The organism is Streptomyces sp. NPDC059477 (genome assembly GCF_042749375.1).
Classification (GTDB): domain Bacteria; phylum Actinomycetota; class Actinomycetes; order Streptomycetales; family Streptomycetaceae; genus Streptomyces.
Window position 1 is genome coordinate 60732 of the sequence record NZ_JBHYUG010000029.1, and the last position, 18681, is coordinate 79412.

Sequence of the window (18681 nt, forward strand, 5' to 3'; positions counted from 1 at the left end):
TGGTGCGGCTACTGCCGCTACTGCGGCTCGATCACTGCTGTTCGGTTACTGCTCTCCGGGCTGCGGCTCGGGCTCGGGGAGGAGACGGAGCAGACCGTCTTCGAGCGTGGGCGGACGGTCCGGGAACCGCGCGTCCGGCAGCACCGGGGACACGTCGTACGGCGTCCAGGCGCCGCCCGGCGGCGGGGCCGGGCGCAGCCAGGACCAGGTGCCGTGCCGGGTGCTGGGCCGGGGGAACGCGAGGGCCTGGTCCGGGCCGCCGTCGCCGCCGAGGACGGGGCCGAAGCGGAACAGGGCCTGGAGGCGGCGCAGCGCGGTGTCGACGTGCTGCGGCTGGACGGTGACGGCGGTCGTGGGGGTGATGCCGCTGATGGCGTGGACGCTCGCACGCGGGTCGACGAGCAGCAGCAGCCGGGTGGGCGCGGGGTCGCCGAACGTCAGACTCAGGTAGTTGGCGGGCTGCGGCGGGTTCGGGGCGGCGGCGCCGGGCGGGCCGATCCGGACGATGAGGTCCTGGCCGTCGTCGGGGGCCGTGACACTGTCGAAGCGCTCGTAGTCGTACCCGCCGCCCGGGGCGGTCCGGTAGAAGCCGATGAGGCCGTCGTCGCGGGCGGGCTGGTCGCCGAGCCGGATGTCGAACGCGTCGGCGGTGAAGGTGGCCGGCGGCGGGCGCAGGGTGGCCGCCCAGCCGGTGTCGGTCAGCGGCGGCCCGTCCAGGGTCAGCCGCAGGCCCGCCTGGACCAGGGCCAACGGCCGCCCGATGAGGGCGGACAGGGTCTGGTCGGTGCGGCGGCCGAGCGGGTCCGTCGTCCACAGCGTCGAGTCGATGACGTCCAGGAACGCGCTGAGGCCCGCCTCGCCGGCCAGGCCCCGCGAGCGCAGCAGACCGGCGATGGTCGGGGCGAGCGCCTCGACCTCGGCGAGGGTGGTGAGCGAGCCGTCGGGTGGCGGCTCCCACTGGCCGGTGCGCGTGCCGTCCGGGCCGGTGAGCAGCCGGTGGGTGCCCAGGAACCGGCCCGCCGGGTCGTACAGCAGCAGACTGCGGTCGAGGTGGTTGGGCAGCAGCCAGCCGGTGACGGGGCTCGGGTCGGCGGCCGTCTCCACCACGCGGGTGCCGGTGGCGGCGTCGAGGAGGTCGAAGTCGAGCCGGGCGGGCTTGAGAGGGCGCGGGGGCAGTTGCGCGACGGCGGCCACGGTCGGGGTGAGCGAGGACTGGGTGGTCAGGGCGGAGTCGATGACCAGCGGGAAGCTGCGGTAGTCGTGCAGACCGCCCTGCTGGAGGTCGGGGCTGACGACATCGAGGACCCGGCCGAACTTGTCGTAGAGGAAGAGTTCTTCGAGGTGGATCTGGCCCTGCCGCATCTCGTGGAACGTCCCGCTCTCGCCTCCGGGGAGGTACGGGACGCTGGTGACCCGGCCCCGGTAGCGGGCGGGCAGACCATCCTCGGTGGCGGCGTCGGGGTAGCCGACCAGGCCCGCGACCTGCGGAAAGTGCCGGTCCTGGGCGGTGGGGCGGCGGAAGGCCCGGGTGTCACGGGCGGCGACGCGGTCGTTGAAGCCGGTGAGTTCCTGGGCGAGGATGCCCCAGTCGCCGATCGCCCCGAGCCAGGAGTCGAGCTGGTCGCGCTGGGCGGTGGAGCCGTGCCGGGAGACGAACTCCTTCAGCCGGGCGGCGAACAGGGAGCGCGGGTGCGGGCTGAGCGGGGAGACACCCTTGACGGAGACCGGTTTCGGGGCGGGTGCCGAGCCGGGGACGTACCGGTAGTCGGTGCCGTCGAAGGCCCAGCAGCTCTGGCCTTTGCTGCTGTGCGGGATGTGGTGGTAGGAGGTCTTCCACTCCATGAACAGCGGCTGCCAGGGCTGGTTCCAGGGGTCCAGGCCCAGCGCGGGCAGGGTGCCGGTGTAGTCGCCGGGCCGGTGCGCGGCGAGGGCGGTGGTGAGGTCGGCCTCCGCCAGCCCGGTGGCCGAGGCGAGGGCGGCGGCGTTGCCCGGGTCCAGCAGGTAGTACTCCGTGAGCAGCCCGGCCACCTCACCCGGCAGCGCGCCGAGGCCCGGGAGGCCGGGCAACGGCCCCTGACCCGGCGTCGCGGTCACGGCCCGCCCCCGGACCGTGACGGCGCTGACCAGCGGGGCGGGGGTGCCGTCGGCGAGCGGCCGGACGGGTACGGGCTGGTCGGTGACGGTCGCGTCGGCCGGGGGCAGGACGCCCGACAGGCTCACCACCGGGTTGACGCTCTGCCAGTACGCGGGCCGGGGCACGGCCTTGAGCGTGGCGCCCCCGGACAGCCCCTTGGCCTCGGCGAAGGCGCTGATCCCGGCCTGGAGCGCGTCCTGGGCGCCCGTGTGCGCCGCGGCCGGATCCGGCTGGGGCACCTGGCTCGCGAGGGCACGCGCCCGCGTGGTCCGTTCCCGCAGGGTGTGCGCGAGGGAGCCCTCGCGGTCGGGGTCCAGTTCCGCCTGGATGTCGTCCTGGTCCGGCGCGTGGGCGGGGAGCGGGTCCAGGACGCCGAGGAGACCGTTCTTCAGCCACAGGGAGTTGAGCCGCCACTGAAGCGCCTGTACCTCGCCGAGCAGCTCGTCCAGCCGGCGCTGGTCGTCGTTGAGGGTGGTGAGCCAGGCGGGCGGGACGAAGGGCGCCGGGGGTGTTCCGTCGGGAGAGCCGGGGGAGTCAGCAGAGTCGGGGGAGTCGGGAGAGGGGTCGGCGGGCGGTGGGGTCACCGTCCACCGGTATCCGCCCGACGCGGCACCGAACGACGCGGCGTGCACGCCCCGCCGTACCCGCTCGTCGCCGCCCTTCTCGTCGGCGACGGGGAGCAGGTCGTGCAGGAACGCGCGCAGGAGCTGTATGTCCTCGGCGGCGGGCCGGGCGCCGGTGGCCTGGAGCGCGTGCCCGGCGAGCGCGGTGAAGGCGTCCTCGGTGGTGGTGCCGAGGGCGACGTTGAGCGCCCCGCTGTCCTTGACGGTGTGCAGGGGGTCGGGGGAGGGCGCGGCGGTGGCGGCCGGGTCCCAGCGGACGGTCAGCGCGAGGCCCTGGTAGAGGCTGCGCACGGCCGGGGTGACATCGCCGTCCAGGACGGGATTGCCGGTGAGACGCGGGTCCCGCCAGCCCAGCCGGGTGAGCCGGTCGGCGTAGGAGGTGCCCGGCGGCAGCGTGGCGAGGACGTCGGCGGCCGGGTCGGAGTACCAGCCGACGACCTGATACCCGAGGGTGTCCGCCGTGCCGAGGTCGGAGAGGTCGTCCAGGAAGGAGAAGACGTTGGTGTTGTGCGGGGTGTAGGTGGTGAAGTACGGGTCGCCCGTGTCCATGGCGGTGAGGAACAGCGGGTCCCGCGCGGCCCGTTCCGTCCAGGGCGCGCTGTCGGTGTGCGGGAAGGCGAGCCCGATGGGCCCCTGGAGCGCCTTGGACGTCCGGGCGCTGCGGTAGGGGTCGGCGCTGGCCCGCCAGGCGCTCAGCGTGTCGGCGGTGACCAGGTAGGGGCTGGAGTGGTCGAGGGGATGCCCCTGCTGGCGGGCGTACGTGGTGTGCGGGCAGTCGCTCTCGACCACCCAGGCCCTGACCCGCCGGGTGCCGGTGCCGCTGAACCGGGTGACCAGCCACCGGTTGGGCACCAGCGGGTAGTCGACGTGGCCGGTCGCCGGGTCCTCCACGCCGTGCCGCAGCCCCCGGGGCAGCGTCCAGTGCAGATGCACCCCGGTGTGGGTGAACAGCGGGTCGGTGGTCTGACGGTCGCCCTCGTCGGTCTCGGGGCTCATGTAGTCGTTCAGGGCCAGATAGTTCTGGCGCCAGGTCCGGAAGCCGTCCCGGCGCAGCACGGCCGCGTTCACCACGAGGGCGTCGAGGCCGACCGGCACGACGAGGGCGGGGCGCGTGCTCATCGCGGATCTCCTTGGGAGGCGGGGAACCGGTCCCCGTCCGGGCCGTCGAAACGAATGGCCTCGGGCACCTTGACCAGTTGCAGGGCGAGATCGGCGGGCCCGACCCCGCCCACCGGCCTGCCGTGCGCGGAGTCCAGGGCGCCGGTCAGCGCCGGGACGAGCGAACCGAGGTCCAGGACGCGCACGGCCGGGTCGGCGCAGGGCCGCAGATGGTCCAGTACCGGGAAGGTGACGTCGGTACCGAGCTGCTCACCGAGCGGCAGCCGTGGCCCGGAGCCGGGCAGCAGACTGCGCAGCGGGATCCGCCCGTCGTCCTCGACGCCGAAACGGAACCCTTCCTGCGGCTCGGCGAGTTCGACGGTCGCGGGCACCCCGTTGAACAGACACAGCAGCACGGACGGCGAGAGATGCTCCATCCGCAGCACCGCCAGTGGCCCGCCGCCCGCGTCGACGGCCCGTACGGCGAGATTGGGCCACCCGGAGACGAGCGCGGAACGCAGCAGCAGACCGGAGACGCTGCCCAGGGCGGCCGGGGGAGCGTCACCCGGGACCTCGCGCAGCCCGTCCCGGTGCCGGGCCGCCGCCTCCGCCACCCGCGCCCGTACGACGGAGGTCACCACCGCGTCCTGGAGCGTGTCCCGGCTCGACTGCGTGCCGACGCCGAGCGCCCCGCCGATCAGCGCGTCCAGCCAGTTCGGGTCGGCGTGGAAGAACCGCAGCGACTCCGGCGGCAGCATCCGCGCGTCGGGCACGAGGTGGCTGAACGGCACCGGGACGAGCAGCAGCAGCCGCGCCAGCCAGTCCACCACCGGGGCGAGCTGCCGGCCCAGCGCCTCGTCCGCCGCCAGCGCCCGCGTGACGGCCGCCCGGCAGGCGTCGGACCGTACGAAGGCGTCCAGATCGGCGCTCGGGTCGCCCGGCGCGGGCGCGGGTGCGGGCGGCGACCACGGGTCACCGGGCCGGCCCGGCGTCGCGCCGAGCGTCGCGAGCAACGGCCCGTCGAGCAGCGCCCCGAAGGCACTGCGGGCGGAGCGCGCCCCGCCCTCGCCGTCCGGCGGCAGATGCGTGCTGGTCGCCTGGTGGTACAGGGTGTCCACCAGCTCATGGGTGGCCCGCTTGAACGCGATCAGCTGCTGGACGTAGGCCGCGTCGGCCAGGGCGAGCGCCCGGCCCGTCTCGAACGCGCCGGCCAGCGACACGTCGAAGCTGCCCCAGGCGGGGTCGTAGCCGAGCAGCGAGTCGGCGGTGGTGGCCGTCGCCACCCGGTCGACGGCCTGGGGCAGTACGGGGGTGAGCGGCCCCCGGTACCAGCCGAAGGTGGACTCGCCGGAGCGGGTCAGGTAGGGCAGCGGCACATACCCGTCACCGATCCGCCGGGCCACCTGCCGCCGGGCGGCCGGGGTGCCCTCGCTGTCCTGGTAAGGGGAGGGCAGCCGCAGCCACATCTCCTCACGGGTCGCCGCCCGCGAGCCGTCCGGCGTCCGGGTGAGCCCTTCGGCGAGGTCCCGGAAGTGCGCCTTGCCGTCGGGGTAGGCCCAGAAGGTCCAGCTGCACAGCGACAGCAGGGCGACGGACGTACGGCGCTGGAAGTCCGGGTCGGTTCCGAGGATTCCCTCGTGGCCCTCCAGGGAGACCAGGTGCACGATGTTCTTGGTGCGGGCGTCCGGGGGTGAGCCGGGCGGGGCGGCGGCCGGGAAGCGGTTCGCGACGACGACGGAGAACAGCCCGTCCTCCTGGACGCCCAGGATGGCCCGGTCCCCGGTGTTGGCGCCCCGGCAGTGCGCCAGGAACGGCAGTTCGTCCAGCCGGGGCGCCACCGCCGCGAACACGGACGTCGGCATCCGGATGACCTCGCACGGATCGTCCGGCCCGATGTCGGACTCCAGGGGCGTCGCGGGCTTGAGCACGTCCGGGTCGGCGGCGAGGAAGTCCCCGACGGTGGTCGCCTCGGTCCGGGTCGGGGCGGTGTCGCCGCCGATGAGCTGATCGTCGGTGAGCACCAGCAGCGCCAGCCACGGTGTGCTCCGGCCCGCCCCGCGCAACGGCCGCTCCCACGGCAGCAGCGGGTCACCGAGCACCAGATGCGGCAGCACCTCCGCGAACCGCCCGCCGGAGGAGTCCGGCGGCTGCTTGGCGACCACCGCCGTGGTGTCGATGGCCACCTGCGGCGCCCGTACGGTGAACCGCTGCACGGCCCGGAACGGCTCCCCGACGACCCGCGCGCCCCCGTCCGTCCCGGTGCGCAGGGTGTGCGTGGCCTCGATCCGGTAGTCACCGGCGGGCAGGGCGGGCAGATAGTGGTCGTGCAGTTCGATGTCCCCGATGGGGATGGTGTCGCGGGCGGGGTGCGGCGGGCTCGCACTCACGTCTTCGTACTCCCTCAGTTCCGGTCCGGGTTCTGGACCATCGGCGCCTGGCTGTACAGATGACCGGCACCGGCCGCCAGCGCGGTCAGGGCGTCGGACGGCCCGTCGAGCAGCTTGGCGTCGGCCAGCGCCGCCCACACCTGGTCCCGCCCGCCGCGCGCCGTACCCCGGTCGATCCGCGCGATCCGCTCCACACACGCGTCGTCCGGTACGGGGACGTAGTCGCGGTCGGCGACGGGGGAGGAGGGCAGCGGGGCGAGGCCGGGCGGGATCTCGTCGGACGTGTACTCGCTGAGCGGGAACACCCCGCGCGAGGTGGCCAGTTCGGGCCGGGGCGCCTGGACGTCGTACCCGACCGCGCGGTTCGCGAGGACGTCGGCGCTGGGCGCGTCCGGGGTGTGGCTGAAGGGCGAGGGCGGTGCGCCCCACAGGGAGGCCGGCAGATTGTGGGTGCGGGGGGCGAAGGTCCAGCCGTCCATCGAGGCGGGCGCGTTCCCGTAGTACAGCGTCAGCCGGTGCTCACCGACGAGTCCGGAACGGTCCATGGGCCGGATGTCGACACCGAGCCCGTCACCGGACTGCGGCGAGGCCAGCGAGTCGGGGCCGACCCGCAGATGGCTGGCGGGCACTGCGGACTGGGTGAAGAAACGCAGGTCACGAGCGCGGACGTACCACGCTTTGCCGCTGTTGCCGCGGTCGTGGGCGGCGGTGTCGTCCACGGCTTTGTCGATGCCGTTGACGGGCGCGATGGTGACGACGTCGGCCGCTTTCGGCAGCATGGAGGCGAACTCGTCCCACTCCAGTGCCTTCGCGTCCGTCCCGGCGGACCGGGAGCCGAAGCTGATGGTCTTGGAGAAGCCGACGAAGTGCGCGGTGACCGAGCCGGCGGTGGGCGGCCCCCACAGCTCCAGATCGGCGCCGACGGACACACTGAACGTCTTGTGGACGAACCCGGCGTTGACGGTGTAGGACGCCCCGATGCTCACCGAGATCCGGGCGGTGAAGAAGAACGGCCGCCAGGACAGCAGCAGGTCCGCCTGGGCGGTGAACCAAGCCCGGAAGTCCCCGGCGTGAAAATTGATGCTCAGCCTGCCGCCGGCCATCGCGCAGGACGGGGTCACCGCGAGATACGCCTCGGCGGTGATCGACACCTTCGAGCTGACCGCCCAGTTGATGCCGAGCCGCGGTGGGTCGGGGTAGTGGGCGGGGCGCCGGAACGCCGGATGGTAGCCGCCGAGGGTGACCACGAACTGCCCGGCGTTCGGATGGGGCCCGAACCACACGGCGGCGCCGAACCCCCCGGTGAGATGGCAGTCGGGCGTGAGCACGTACGACGCGGACGCGAGCTGCGCGCCTATCTCGATGCTCCCGGAGAGCGGCTTGATCTCCGCCTCAAGCCCCAGCTCGGCGTACACATACGTACGGGTCGCGGACTCGGCCGGTATCGGCAGCTGGAGCGTGGCGAGCCCGAGGACCGCCAGCGCCAGCTCCTGGCCGAACTCGGCGGCCAGCAGCACCTTCGCGTTGACCAGTTCGGCGACGGTGAACTCGATGCCGAGGGCCAGCCAGTACGACCCTTCCTTCGGGGCGATCCACTCCTGCGGGTCCTTACCCGGTACGGCGGACACCCGCCCCTCCAGGACGTCCAGCACGTCGGAGGGCCGTTTGGGGGCGTCCGGCCCCTGCTTGTTGAGGGTCAGCAGCGGGAAGCCGGACACCTCACCGGCGCTCGGCAATTTCAGTTCCCGGTTGAACCCGAACCCGGCCATCAGCCCCGTGACCAGGATCGGCGGCGGCCCCCCGAGCGGCGCCTCCAACTGCCCGAACAGGAACAACGACGGCCAGCCGTCCTCCAGTTGGGCGTACGACCCGATGGCGGCCAGTGAGAAGTCCGGTACGGCGATGGTCGCCGACCCGTCGAACTGGAACAGCACCCCGTCGTCCAACTGGGCCGGGGGAATCCGCAGCAGCGCCCCCGCGATCTCCACCGGGGGCGCCATATAGCCGACACCGACGCCGTCGAGCTGGAAGGCGGGCGCGAACTTGTCCAGCGCCGAGCCGACGGCGAGCCCGTCGAGGGACAGGGCGAGCGGCCCGAGCTGCACTCCGGCGTCCAGACCGAAGAGCAGCGCGTTGTTCTGGTACAGCACGCCGATCCGGTTGATCTGGATGACACCGAGCTGCTTTTGGACGGTGATCCAGACGCCGGTGGAGGAGCCGGTGGGTTTGGCGGGGGTGGAGGGAGTGGCGGGCGCGGAGGGGGCGGGGGCCGGGGTGCCGGATCCCCCGGTGTTCCCGGTGCTGCTCCCCGTACCTCCAGTACCTCCAGTACCTCCCGTACCTCCTGTGCTCCCGGCGGCTGTGGGCAGCCCCAGGGCCACCGGCACGCTCTCCGCCCCGATCTTCAGCGCGGCCAGCGCGGCCGGTCCCGCCTTGAGCCCGCCCGCGGGGAGGGCGACCACCCCGGCCTGCGTGAGCAGGGCATTGGCGGAGGCGGTGGCGGCGCCGTCGAACACCCCGGAGGAGTAAAGGACTTGCAGATCGTCGACGCCGAGGCTGCCCGCCTCCGACAGGAACCCCCCGACAAGCGGCAACTGCGCCAGATCGATCCCGGCCGAGAGATCCACCCCGAGGGCGAACACCGGCGGCCCGCTCTGCGGCTTGACCCGGACGAACTTGGCGTCCTTGAGCCCGATCTTCAGACTGTCCGGGACATCGGCGGCCAGCTCCTCGGAGAAGTGCGCCACCCAGTCCCGCAGCGCGATCTGCCCCCCGTCCCTGGGGGCGTGATAGGTGGCGGCCAGCACATCGGCGCCGGACCTCTCGTGATCGAGGGCGACCTCGAAGGCGAAACCGTCCACGGACAGGGTGCCGCCGTAGTGGGTCGCGGAACCGTCACGGGTGGCGGTCAGCCCCAGCTCGGCGGTGATCCCGTCGGCGATGGTGATCTCGCCCAGGCACAGGAACTCGAAAGCCTTGGATGTGGTGGTGTACGACAGCCGCAGTGAGGTGAGCTTCAGTGACTTGAGCGGTTCGGGTGCGTCGGGCAGGTGCAGTTCGTCGATGACATCGCCGATGCCGATCTCCCCGGCGGCCAGCTCGCCGCTGAAGGTCCAGCCGCCCTGTCCGCCACCGCTCCGCCCGGCGCTCACATCGAAGCTGATCTTCTGCCCGACCGCGAGAGTGCCCGTGACCCGCACGGTGAACTTCCGTACCGGGTCGTAGTACAGGTACAGGGACAGGGAGGTGAGCTGGTAGGAACCGATGCCCCAGGCGCCCGTGAGCTTCAGTTGGGCCAGATACGCCTCGCCGAGCTGGGCTCCGAAGGACAGCTCGGCGACGGCGAGCGAGTCGGGTATCTCGTCCGAGGGCAGCCCGAACGACTTCAGCAGAGAGCGTACGTTGACCGGCTTGCGGTCGCGTAGTTCGCCCGTGACCCCCAGATCCGGCAGCCACACGGAGATGCTCATCGGCAACGCCTTGAGGTCCAGGGCGGCGACGACCGCCATGGAGGTGACCTCGTAGGTGGCCGGCACGGCACCTGCCTTCGGCGTCAGCCGGTAGTCGAACCCGGCGACATCGCGGGCCGCGAAGTCGAGCGCGTGCAGCCCTTCGACCGCGCTCTGCCACACGGCCGCGTCGGCGAGCCGTCCGCCGAGCCGGTCGAGGGCGTTCGCAAACGCCCCCGCCTGCCGGGGCCGTACGGCGGCGGTGAGCCGTCCGTCGTCGCCCTCGGTGAGGGTGGCCACCACCTCCACCGAGTCGAAGGCGCCGCTGAGCACCAGGCTGACGGAGTCGTCCGCCGCCACGGTCAGCGTCACCCCGGTCACCGCGAGGGTCACCTTGCCGCCAACCGGCCATGCGGTGGAGGCGCAGGTGAGGGCGAGGGTGAGACGGGTGCGCCCGCCGTCGATCTGCGGCACCCCGGAACCGGCCGTGCCCTGGCAGGTGCCGTCCGGGAAGGTGGCGAGCAGATCGAGTAGCCGGGGCGGCAGAGCGGTGTCCGTGGTGCGCAGCGCGGGCGGGGCCCCGAGACCGGTGAGATGCGCTTTCAGGGCGTCGAGATCCATCGAAGTCTCTCCGTCGGATTGCGGCGTCGGGTGTGGCTCTGCCTACCTTCGGGATGCGTACGCAACACCGTTCCCGATGAGTTGGGTGGCTTCCGCCGGGGTCACGGCGCGCGCACCTATTTTGACGGTGGCTGGCTTTCCTTCACTCAGCTTCGAGAGCTGTGCCCAGTTGGCGATTGCCCAACCGAAGTGCATGTCCCCGATGGCCGTCGACTGAGGCCACGCATCGGCCCAGGTTCCCAGGAAACTCTCGAAGAAAGCACCGAACCGGGCCATTTCCGCTGTCGTTTTGGCAAGAACGCTGAACGCCCCCTCGGCTTTTCGGCGATCGGGGTCGGTCGGCGGCCTGCCCTCCTCCCACTTGTTCAGGTAGCCGCGGAGGGTCCGCAAGCTCTCCAGTAATTGAGAGTGCCCTAGATCCGACTGCCCGAACCCCGTACTGTACGAGAGCGAGATGGTCTGACGACTACCGACCTGTCGTACATTTGGAGGGATCGCAGCCTCGGCTCCTGCGACGTGAAAGTACGGAAAGGGAGCTGCGGCGCCGATCGCCCATCCTATGAGATAGAGGTCCTTCTTCTGGAAACAGATCCGAATCGGCTTTTGGTCCACCATGAAAACGACCCAGAAGTTGGGGACATTGGTAGGCCAATCCCTGTATTTATCGCGGAGAAAATCGATCACGGCACGGAAATCATTGTCAACTGCTCCGCGATTCAGGCCGTCATAGGTACACACGTCCCCGTTCACCTGGACAGCCACTACGTAATCCCCCCACCGGATTCACCGCCGCGATCCGCCATAGGCTCGCTGCCACGCGCCGGAGAACGCAAGTGTGCTACGCGGGTAGGCGGAAGTTTTCGGACAAGTGCGCGATGTGGGGCGTGGGGCGTATGTCGCCAATGATCACGGACGGGGTGTGCCACAGCTTTCGCACCCGGTGTCCGGCGGGCCGAGCGGGTCCGGGCGGGCGTTGGGGAGGGGATCGATCACCCGGACGGTGACGAGGTCCTGCGCATGCGGAACGAGGGGTCGAAGATCCGGCTGATTGTGATTCATGCCGGTCCGGCCCGCCCTCGCCGGGACCCAGGCCCGCCCGGTCACCGGAACGCCCCCGGCGCCGACGCGGGCCGCGCCCCACCCTCCGCACCGGAGACACCGCTCAGTCGCGCCGCACCCGCCACAGCCATGCCGCCGTGCCGCCCAGCAGGACGAGCGTCACCAGGTTGGCGAGGTGGGCCGCGGTCGTGCCCAACGGGGCGTCGGACGAGACCCAGATGCTGATGGCGACGGTCGGCAGGACGGCGGCGAGCAGCACGCCGGTGGTCTTCTGGACGGCGACCCAGTGCACCGAGGTGCAGAGCAGCACCGCGCCGACGACACGGAACACGGTGCTGAAGAACTGCGCGGCGCCGACATCGGGCAGAACCGCCGCGAGGAGAAACGGGAGGGTGAGCATCAGCAGCGGAACCAGGGGATGCACCTTCCCTCTCCGGCCGGCCGCCCCAGCACCGCCACGACCGCCTCCACTTTCACCTCCCTCACCCGGCCCCGCCTCGGCCAGCGCCGTCGCCACGATCGTGCGTGGATCCCCCAGCTCCGCCAGCACCTCACCGATCACCGCGCCGGGCCGTTCGGCGCGCGTCACCTCGATGTGCTCGGCGAGGTCGGCGAGGAGTTCCTGGCGCCGGTCGGCGGGAAGCGCGGCGGCCTCGCGCTCGACGGTGGAGAGATAGTCACGTACGGGATCGGCAGAGGTCTTCATGCGGGGTCTCCGGAAGAGGGGCGCGGGGTGGTCAGGAAGCCGTCGACGGCGTCACGGAAGCCGGGCCAGACACGAGTGAACTCGTCGAGCGCGGCCCGGCCGCTGTCGGTGAGCGCGTAGTAGCGACGCGGTGGCCCGGAGGCGGACTCCTGCCAGGTGGTGGTCACCAGGTCGTCTCGGCGCAGCCGGGAGAGCAGCGGGTAGACCGTGCCCTGGCTGGTGGCCAGCGCGCCGGAGTCCTCCAGGGCATGGAGAAGTTCCACGCCGTACCGGGGCCGGTCCCGCATCAGGGCGAGTACGCAGTACTCCAGAACCCCCTTGCGCAGCTGGGCGGCTGCCCGCGCCTGCTTGGTCGAATCACCTGGTTCCATGCGATGCAAGATACCTGGTGCGGCAAGTAGAGGGGAGAGGGGGGTGGGCCCGGTGCCGAATCCTCGCCGGCGATTCCGCCAGGGACGGCCCCCCCGGCCGCCCGCGCAGAAGCCCACGACAGCGGAGACGACGAACCCCGACTCGTCCACGGCACGGACGAGTCGGGGTGAGGTCTGTTCCTGACAGGACTCAGGAAAGCAACTCCACCTCCGCGAGCGTCGCCGCCCGGTCGCCGCTGAACACCAGCCGGTACTGCGCGTACGACCCCGGCCGGTCGACGGAGAACGCCCGCACCTGCCGGTCCCACTCGAACGACTCACCGGAACGCGTATCCAGCGTCCGCCACTTGGCGCCGTCCGTGGAGCCCTGCAAGGTCCACCCTGTCGGCGCCCCCGCCTTGTCCTTCGGGGACGTCAATGTGTACTGCACGGCCTTGGTCCGCTGCTCGACCGGCAGGTCGACCACACCGCCGCTCACCGCCGCCTCGGTCGCCGACGTGTTGTCGAAGAGCGCCCCCGCCCCCAGCGAGACATCCCCCCGAGGCGTCGGCACCTCGCCATCCTTGGTGATCGACACCGGCGCCGCGTTCTTCCCCGTGCCCCACTTCGACGGCTTCGAGCCCATGTCGAACTCCAGCACCCCACCCTCGGCGATCACCGAGTGCGGAAGCGCCGTCGAGTTCCACGCCTTCCCGTTCACCTTCAGCCCCTGCACATACACGTTCTTCGCGCTGTTCTTGGGCGCCTTGACCACCAGCTCACGCCCGTTCTCCAGATTCACGGTCACCTTCGTGAAGAGCGGCGATCCGATCGCGTACTCCCCGCTCCCCATCACCAGCGGATAGAACCCCAGAGCCGAGAACAGGAACCACGCCGACTGCTCCCCGTTGTCCTCGTCACCGTGATAGCCCTGTCCGATCTCGCTGCCGGTGTAGAGCCGCGACAGCACCTCGCGGACGTTCTCCTGCGTCTTCCAGGGCTGGCCCGCCGCGTCGTACATGTACAGCGCGTGGTGAGCGACCTGGTTGGAATGCCCGTACATGCCCATCCGGACATCCCGCGCCTCGGTCATCTCATGGATGACCCCGCCGTACGACCCGACGAAGTCCGGAGAGGCGGTCTCCGGGGTCGCCAGATACTCATCCAGCTTCTCCCCGAGCCCAGCACGCCCCCCATAGAGATTCGCCAGCCCCAAACTGTCCTGCGGAGCGGTGAACGCGTACCCCCACCCATTCGTCTCGGTGTAGTCATAACCCCACACACGCGGGTCGTACTTCTCCGACTCCACCCGCCAGTCACCCGCGAGATCACGCCCCTGGAAGAACCCGGCAGTCGAATCGAACAGGCTCACATATTCCTGCGCCCGATTCAGGAAATACGCCGACTCCTCCTTGTACCGCTCCTCTCCCGTCTCCTCATACAGCTTCTCGCCCATCTTCGCGATGCCGTAGTCATTGAGGTAACCCTCCAGCGCCCACGAAAGACCCTCGTGCGTCGCCGTGCTGGTGTAGCCGAGGAACGGCGATGTCTCCATGCCCTTGCGGCCCACCCCCGACATCGGCGGTACGACCGTCGCGTTCTTCACCGCCGCGTCGTACGCCGCCTCCGCGTCGAAGTCGACCTCCTTGACGTACGCGTCCGCGAACGCCACATCCGACGACGTACCGGTCATCAGGTCGGCGTACCCGGGTGACGACCACCGCGAGGTCCAGCCCCCGTCCTTGTACTGCTGCACGAAACCGTCGACCATGTCACCCGCCTGCGACGGAGACAGCAGCGAGTACGCCGGCCAGGTCGTCCGATACGTGTCCCAGAAACCGTTGTTGACATACACCTGCCCCTCCACGATCTTCGCGCCCGTATGGGTCGGGGTGTCCGGACCCGGCATCGGGGAGAACGGCGACGCGTACTTGTCCACCCCGTCGACCGTCTCGAAGCCCGAGTTCGGATAGAGGTAGAGGCGGTACAGGCTGGAGTAGAGGGTGGTCAGCTGGTCCGGCGTCGCGCCCTCCACCTCGACCTTCCCCAGGATCCGGTCCCACTGGCTCTGCGCCTTCTTCTTGACCGTCTCAAAAGACGTGCCGTCCGGGATCTCCTGGCGCAGATTGTCCTTGGCCTGGTCGACGCTGATGAGGGAGGTGGCCAGACGCAGGGTGACTTGCTGATCGTCCCCCGCGTCGAACCTCAGGTAACCCTTCACCCCGCTCGACGAACCCTCCACCACCGGCTTGTCGAACACCCCGTACACGAACAGCCGCGTCGCGCCCGTCGACAACCCGGACTTCACATCCGAGTACCCGGTCACGACCCCGTTCTCCTGATCGAGTGTCAGGCCCGCCTGGTCGGTGACATTGTCGAAGAGGATGCTGGTGTCGTCGCCGGGGTAGCTGAAGCGCATGACCGCCGCGTGGTCGGTCGGCGCGATCTCCGTCTTGAGGCCGTTCTCGAACGTCACGCCGTAGTAATAGGGGCGGGCCGTCTCGTTCTCGTGCCGGAAGGGGAGCGCTCGGGCCGTGCGGCCGGTGTCCGGGGTGCCGGAGGCGGCGGACGGCATCAGCTGGAAGGTCTGCCGGTCACCCATCCAGGGGCTGGGCTCATGGCTGGCGCTGAACGCCTGGATCGTCGGCAGATTGTCCGCGTTGTTGGCGCGCGCGTAGTCGTACAGCCAGCTCAGCGAGCCCGCGTTCGTCACCGGCGTCCAGAAGTTGAAGCCGTGCGGGACGGCCGTCGCCGGGAAGTTGTTGCCGCGCGAGAAACCGCCGGAGGAGTTCGTACCACGGGTGGTGATCGCGTAGTCCGACAGATGGGCCTTGGGCTTCTCCGGCTCGACCTGCTCGATCGTCACATCGTCCAGCCAGCCCCGGAACTTCGCCGGTCCCTTCGGCGAGTCGTACGCGACGAGAATCCGGTCGATCCGCTTGCCCGCCGCGACCGACCCGATCCGCGACTCCACGCTGTTCCACTGATTGACGTAGAGGATCTTCGACTCGCCCTGGCCGCCCGGCGTCAGCGGGAAACCGTGCTGGTCGGTGGCGCGCAGGTCGCTCAGGTAGGTGCCGTCCGTGAACGCCAGGTCCACGGCGACATTCGTCGCGTCGTAGTCGAGATCGCCGTCCGCCATGGACGGAAACACCTTGTACGACAACTCCGTGTCGCGGCCCACCGCCACATCCACGTCGAAGACCTTGTTGTACGAGTAGGCGCGGCCGTCCGTGAGATGGCGCCCCGCGTAGCGCAGCGCCCGCGTACCGGTGAAGCCCGCCCGCGCCTTCGCGGTCGCCGAGCCGACCGGGCCGGTGTCGACCAGCGACAGCATGTCCTGGGGCACCGGGTTGTCACCGCCGCCGGTGGAGAACTGGATGTCGGCGAGCTGGGTGATCGGGCCGCCGTTGTTCTGGGTGATCTCCAGCCGGAAGTGCCGGTACTCGGCCGGTGCGGCGAGATCGTACGACGTGGTCTGGAACCGCTCGCCGAAGGTCTCGCCCTCGCGGGTGTCGAGGGTCTTCCAGTCACTGCCGTCGGCGGACCCCTTCAGGGTCCAGTTCCTCGGGTCGCGCTCGTCGTAGTCGTTCGCCGAGGTGAGCGCGTACGTCACGACGGCGGCCGGTTTGTCGAGGTCGAACTCCAGCCAGGCGGTGGGCGCGAACGCCAGCCACTTGGTGACCGGCTCCCCGTCGATCAGGTTCTCCTTGACCTCGCCCCCGCCCGTGTTCTCGGCGCTGGCGCGGACATCGGTCACATGGTCGGTGATGTTGCCCGGGATACCGGTGGTGTAGCCGCCGTCGACACCCGAGGCGCGCCCGGCGCCGTCGGCTCCGGTGTCCACGGTGTTCAGCCAGTCGGGGGCCGGGTCGTCCGCCTCGAACGAGGAAGCGAACTGACGGTCGGCGGGGACCGGGGCGGCGGGCAGGGCGATCGCCGCACCCTGCGAGCCGGCGGTCAGTGCGAAGGCGGCCGAGAGGACGACCGCCGTACCCCCTCTGTGCCGGGCCTTGCGCCGAGTTCTGTGCCGCATGCGCGAGCACCACCCTCCCTGTGCTGGACAACGTTGTCAGCTTCTGGTTCGCAAGGACCAGTAGTTGCGCAGGTGGTCTGTGCTGTCAAGGGTGTTGGGCCCGACCCCGGCCCGGGATCCAGAACCGCCGGATCCCGGGCCCGGTCTGTTCGCGCGCGGCGATGGGCCCGTCACCTGATACCTCGCCAGGTGACGGGCTCCTGCTCGCCCTGGGCCTGCGGGATCAGGACCAGAGGATCGAGCTGGCCTTGTCGTCCAGGATGCCGAGATCGGTGCGGGTGCCCCAGAAATCGATCGAGCCACCCGACCAGCCGCGGTGCTCGAAGAGCTTGAGCCGGCATCCCCGGTACGCTCGGTACGAGCCGATCTCGTCGTTGAAGCCCGACCCTATGAGTTCGAGCGTGTAGTTGACGTCGGTGAGCTCCCAGGAACAGTCGAAATCGCCTACGTAGATCAGCGAATCGCCACCGAAGTCGGCGTTCTTGTACATGATGCTGATCGGCGCCGAGGCCGCGGCGCCTGTGTCGGATTTCGTGGTCGTTCTCTCATTCAGCCGGTTCACCAGACGAGTGTCGTTCACCGCGGCCCGGGAGTCGTCCGGTGCGTCGGTGATGCGTCCCTCGGTGCTTTTGGCGATGGCGTCGGTGAAGCTCGTGTAGCAGCTCTCCGCACCGGTCGACACGTTCACGACGCAGTGGCGGCTGTTTTCCGCTGCCTGGGTCGGCGCCGCTGTGAGCGCGATTCCCATTGCCGCGACGGCGGTGGCTGCCGCGATCATTCGGTTGCGCATTCTCAGTCCCTCGTCAAGGTCGGTCCCGCCGGGCCGGACGGCCGGGCCTGGGCTCATTTCGTCGCCCATCATGAGGAAGTGACTCTGCGGAGGACAGTGCGCGTTCCGCCACCTTGACAACTGCTCGGACGGACTGTTAGCGACCTCGCCTTCGCCTATCCTCTCCACACCAGATGCGAGGGGGCACCGTGAACGAGGGAAATCTGTTAGGGCACGCGTCGCACGCCGCCAATGCCATCGTCAATAATGAGCCCTACGCAGAGGAATTGGCCGAAAGCTTACTCCGTACCGTCGGTGCGGACTGTGTATGCATCGACATATGTCATTCCTGGCGGACTCAGACGCCGTCGGTCACGATGGCCGGGGAACCCCACTCCCTGTCCGAGGGCGAGATCGACCAATGGATGGCCCTGTCCGCCGCTGACGACCCGTACATCGGGAACCTTGTCGCCACCGGCGACCCGCGCCCGTACCGCACAAGCGACCTCATGACCTTCAACCGCTTCCGGCGGACTCGCGTCTACCAGGAAGTGTTCGCCCGGTACGAGATGCGCCACCTGCTGGTCATGGCACCTCGCATCACCGCCGAGAGCCTGGTGCTCATCGGTCTGACGCGCAGGCTGCACGATTTCTCCGACCGCGAGACCCAGGCGCTCCATCCCCTGCGCGACCTCATCGCCACAGCACTGGACTACCGGGCCCAGGTCACCGCGATCCAGGCCAGGATCGCCGCCGGCCCACCCGGTGCCCCACCCCGGCGGGCCACCCTCACCGAACGCGAGACCCAGGTGCTCGCGCTCATCGCCACCGGCCACACCAACGACCAGGCCGCTCGCGAACTCGGCATCAGCCCACGAACCATCCGCAAACACCTCGAAGGCGTCTTCACCAAGGCCAAGGTGCCCAGCCGGGCCGCCGCGGTCGCCTGGTGGCTGCGCCAGCCCCGTGGTCATACCCGACGGTGACAGGGCGCCGCCCGAAGGGGTGGCCGGCGGCCCGCACGGAGACTGGGGCGCCATGGTGCGGGTGGATGAATCCGCCGCACGGACGCGGAACGCGGTCCGGCTCTGGGACGAACACCGCCACGCCCCTTTTCCAGCCAGTATTACGAGCGGCTGCGACAGCTCGCCCTACTTGTTTCAAGGGCTCTCTCCGACGCCACCTGAGACGACGTCCCGGAAGGAGTCCGAGAGCTTGAGGAGCGTGCCCGGCAGGTGGCCGCATTCCGGTCCGCCCGATCCGGCCCGCCCGCTCGGACGGCCCACAGCGAACACCGATATCCGAGAGGTCTCAACTCGGAAAAGACCGCCACCGAACCCGGTATTCGGTCTTGCTCCATCCGAGGGAAGTGGACTATACCTGTCGGCCACCAGGCGGTTTTCGTCCTGGGAAACGCGGCATGTCACGCACCGATTTCCGTGCGTCCCG

Annotated in this window: 9 protein-coding genes; 1 reads left to right on the top strand and 8 read right to left on the bottom strand. The window is 70.4% G+C overall.

The features are described 5' to 3' along the window. Positions 1-45 precede the first annotated feature (45 nt). The 8 genes from ACFXAZ_RS17230 to ACFXAZ_RS17265 form a co-directional block, all read right to left on the bottom strand. Positions 46-3876, bottom strand: a complete 3831-nt coding sequence (locus ACFXAZ_RS17230; protein ID WP_384591101.1) for a hypothetical protein — start codon at positions 3874-3876, stop codon at positions 46-48. Continuing rightward, positions 3873-6242 carry a hypothetical protein gene (locus tag ACFXAZ_RS17235; protein WP_384591103.1) on the bottom strand — a complete coding sequence of 790 codons (2370 nt, stop codon included), beginning with the start codon at positions 6240-6242 and terminating at the stop codon, positions 3873-3875. The genes ACFXAZ_RS17230 and ACFXAZ_RS17235 overlap by 4 nt, the downstream gene beginning before the upstream one ends. 14 nt (positions 6243-6256) lie before the next feature. Further along, a complete protein-coding gene (locus tag ACFXAZ_RS17240) occupies positions 6257-10312 on the bottom strand; it encodes a DUF6603 domain-containing protein (protein WP_384591106.1) in 4056 nt (1351 codons plus the stop codon). 42 nt (positions 10313-10354) lie between these two features. Next, positions 10355-11074, bottom strand: a complete 720-nt coding sequence (locus ACFXAZ_RS17245; protein ID WP_384591109.1) for a ribosome-inactivating family protein — start codon at positions 11072-11074, stop codon at positions 10355-10357. A 400-nt stretch (positions 11075-11474) separates the two neighbouring features. Beyond that, a complete protein-coding gene (locus ACFXAZ_RS17250; protein WP_384591112.1) occupies positions 11475-12077 on the bottom strand; it encodes an HAAS signaling domain-containing protein in 603 nt (200 codons plus the stop codon). Next, positions 12074-12448 carry a PadR family transcriptional regulator gene (locus tag ACFXAZ_RS17255; protein WP_384591115.1) on the bottom strand — a complete coding sequence of 125 codons (375 nt, stop codon included), beginning with the start codon at positions 12446-12448 and terminating at the stop codon, positions 12074-12076. Before ACFXAZ_RS17255 ends, ACFXAZ_RS17250 begins: the two co-directional genes overlap by 4 nt. 190 nt (positions 12449-12638) lie before the next feature. Further along, the gene (locus tag ACFXAZ_RS17260; RefSeq protein WP_384591119.1) at positions 12639-16463 is read right to left on the bottom strand and encodes a GH92 family glycosyl hydrolase; all 3825 of its coding nucleotides are present in this window, start codon (positions 16461-16463) and stop codon (positions 12639-12641) included. A 223-nt stretch (positions 16464-16686) separates the two neighbouring features. After that, positions 16687-17325, bottom strand: coding sequence for a hypothetical protein (locus ACFXAZ_RS17265; protein ID WP_384591122.1), 639 nt, complete (start codon positions 17323-17325; stop codon positions 16687-16689). A gap of 284 nt (positions 17326-17609) precedes the next feature. Here ACFXAZ_RS17265 and ACFXAZ_RS17270 point away from each other — a divergent pair, with 284 nt between their 5' ends. Beyond that, positions 17610-18218, top strand: coding sequence for a LuxR C-terminal-related transcriptional regulator (locus tag ACFXAZ_RS17270; RefSeq protein WP_384591125.1), 609 nt, complete (start codon positions 17610-17612; stop codon positions 18216-18218). Positions 18219-18681 lie beyond the last annotated feature (463 nt).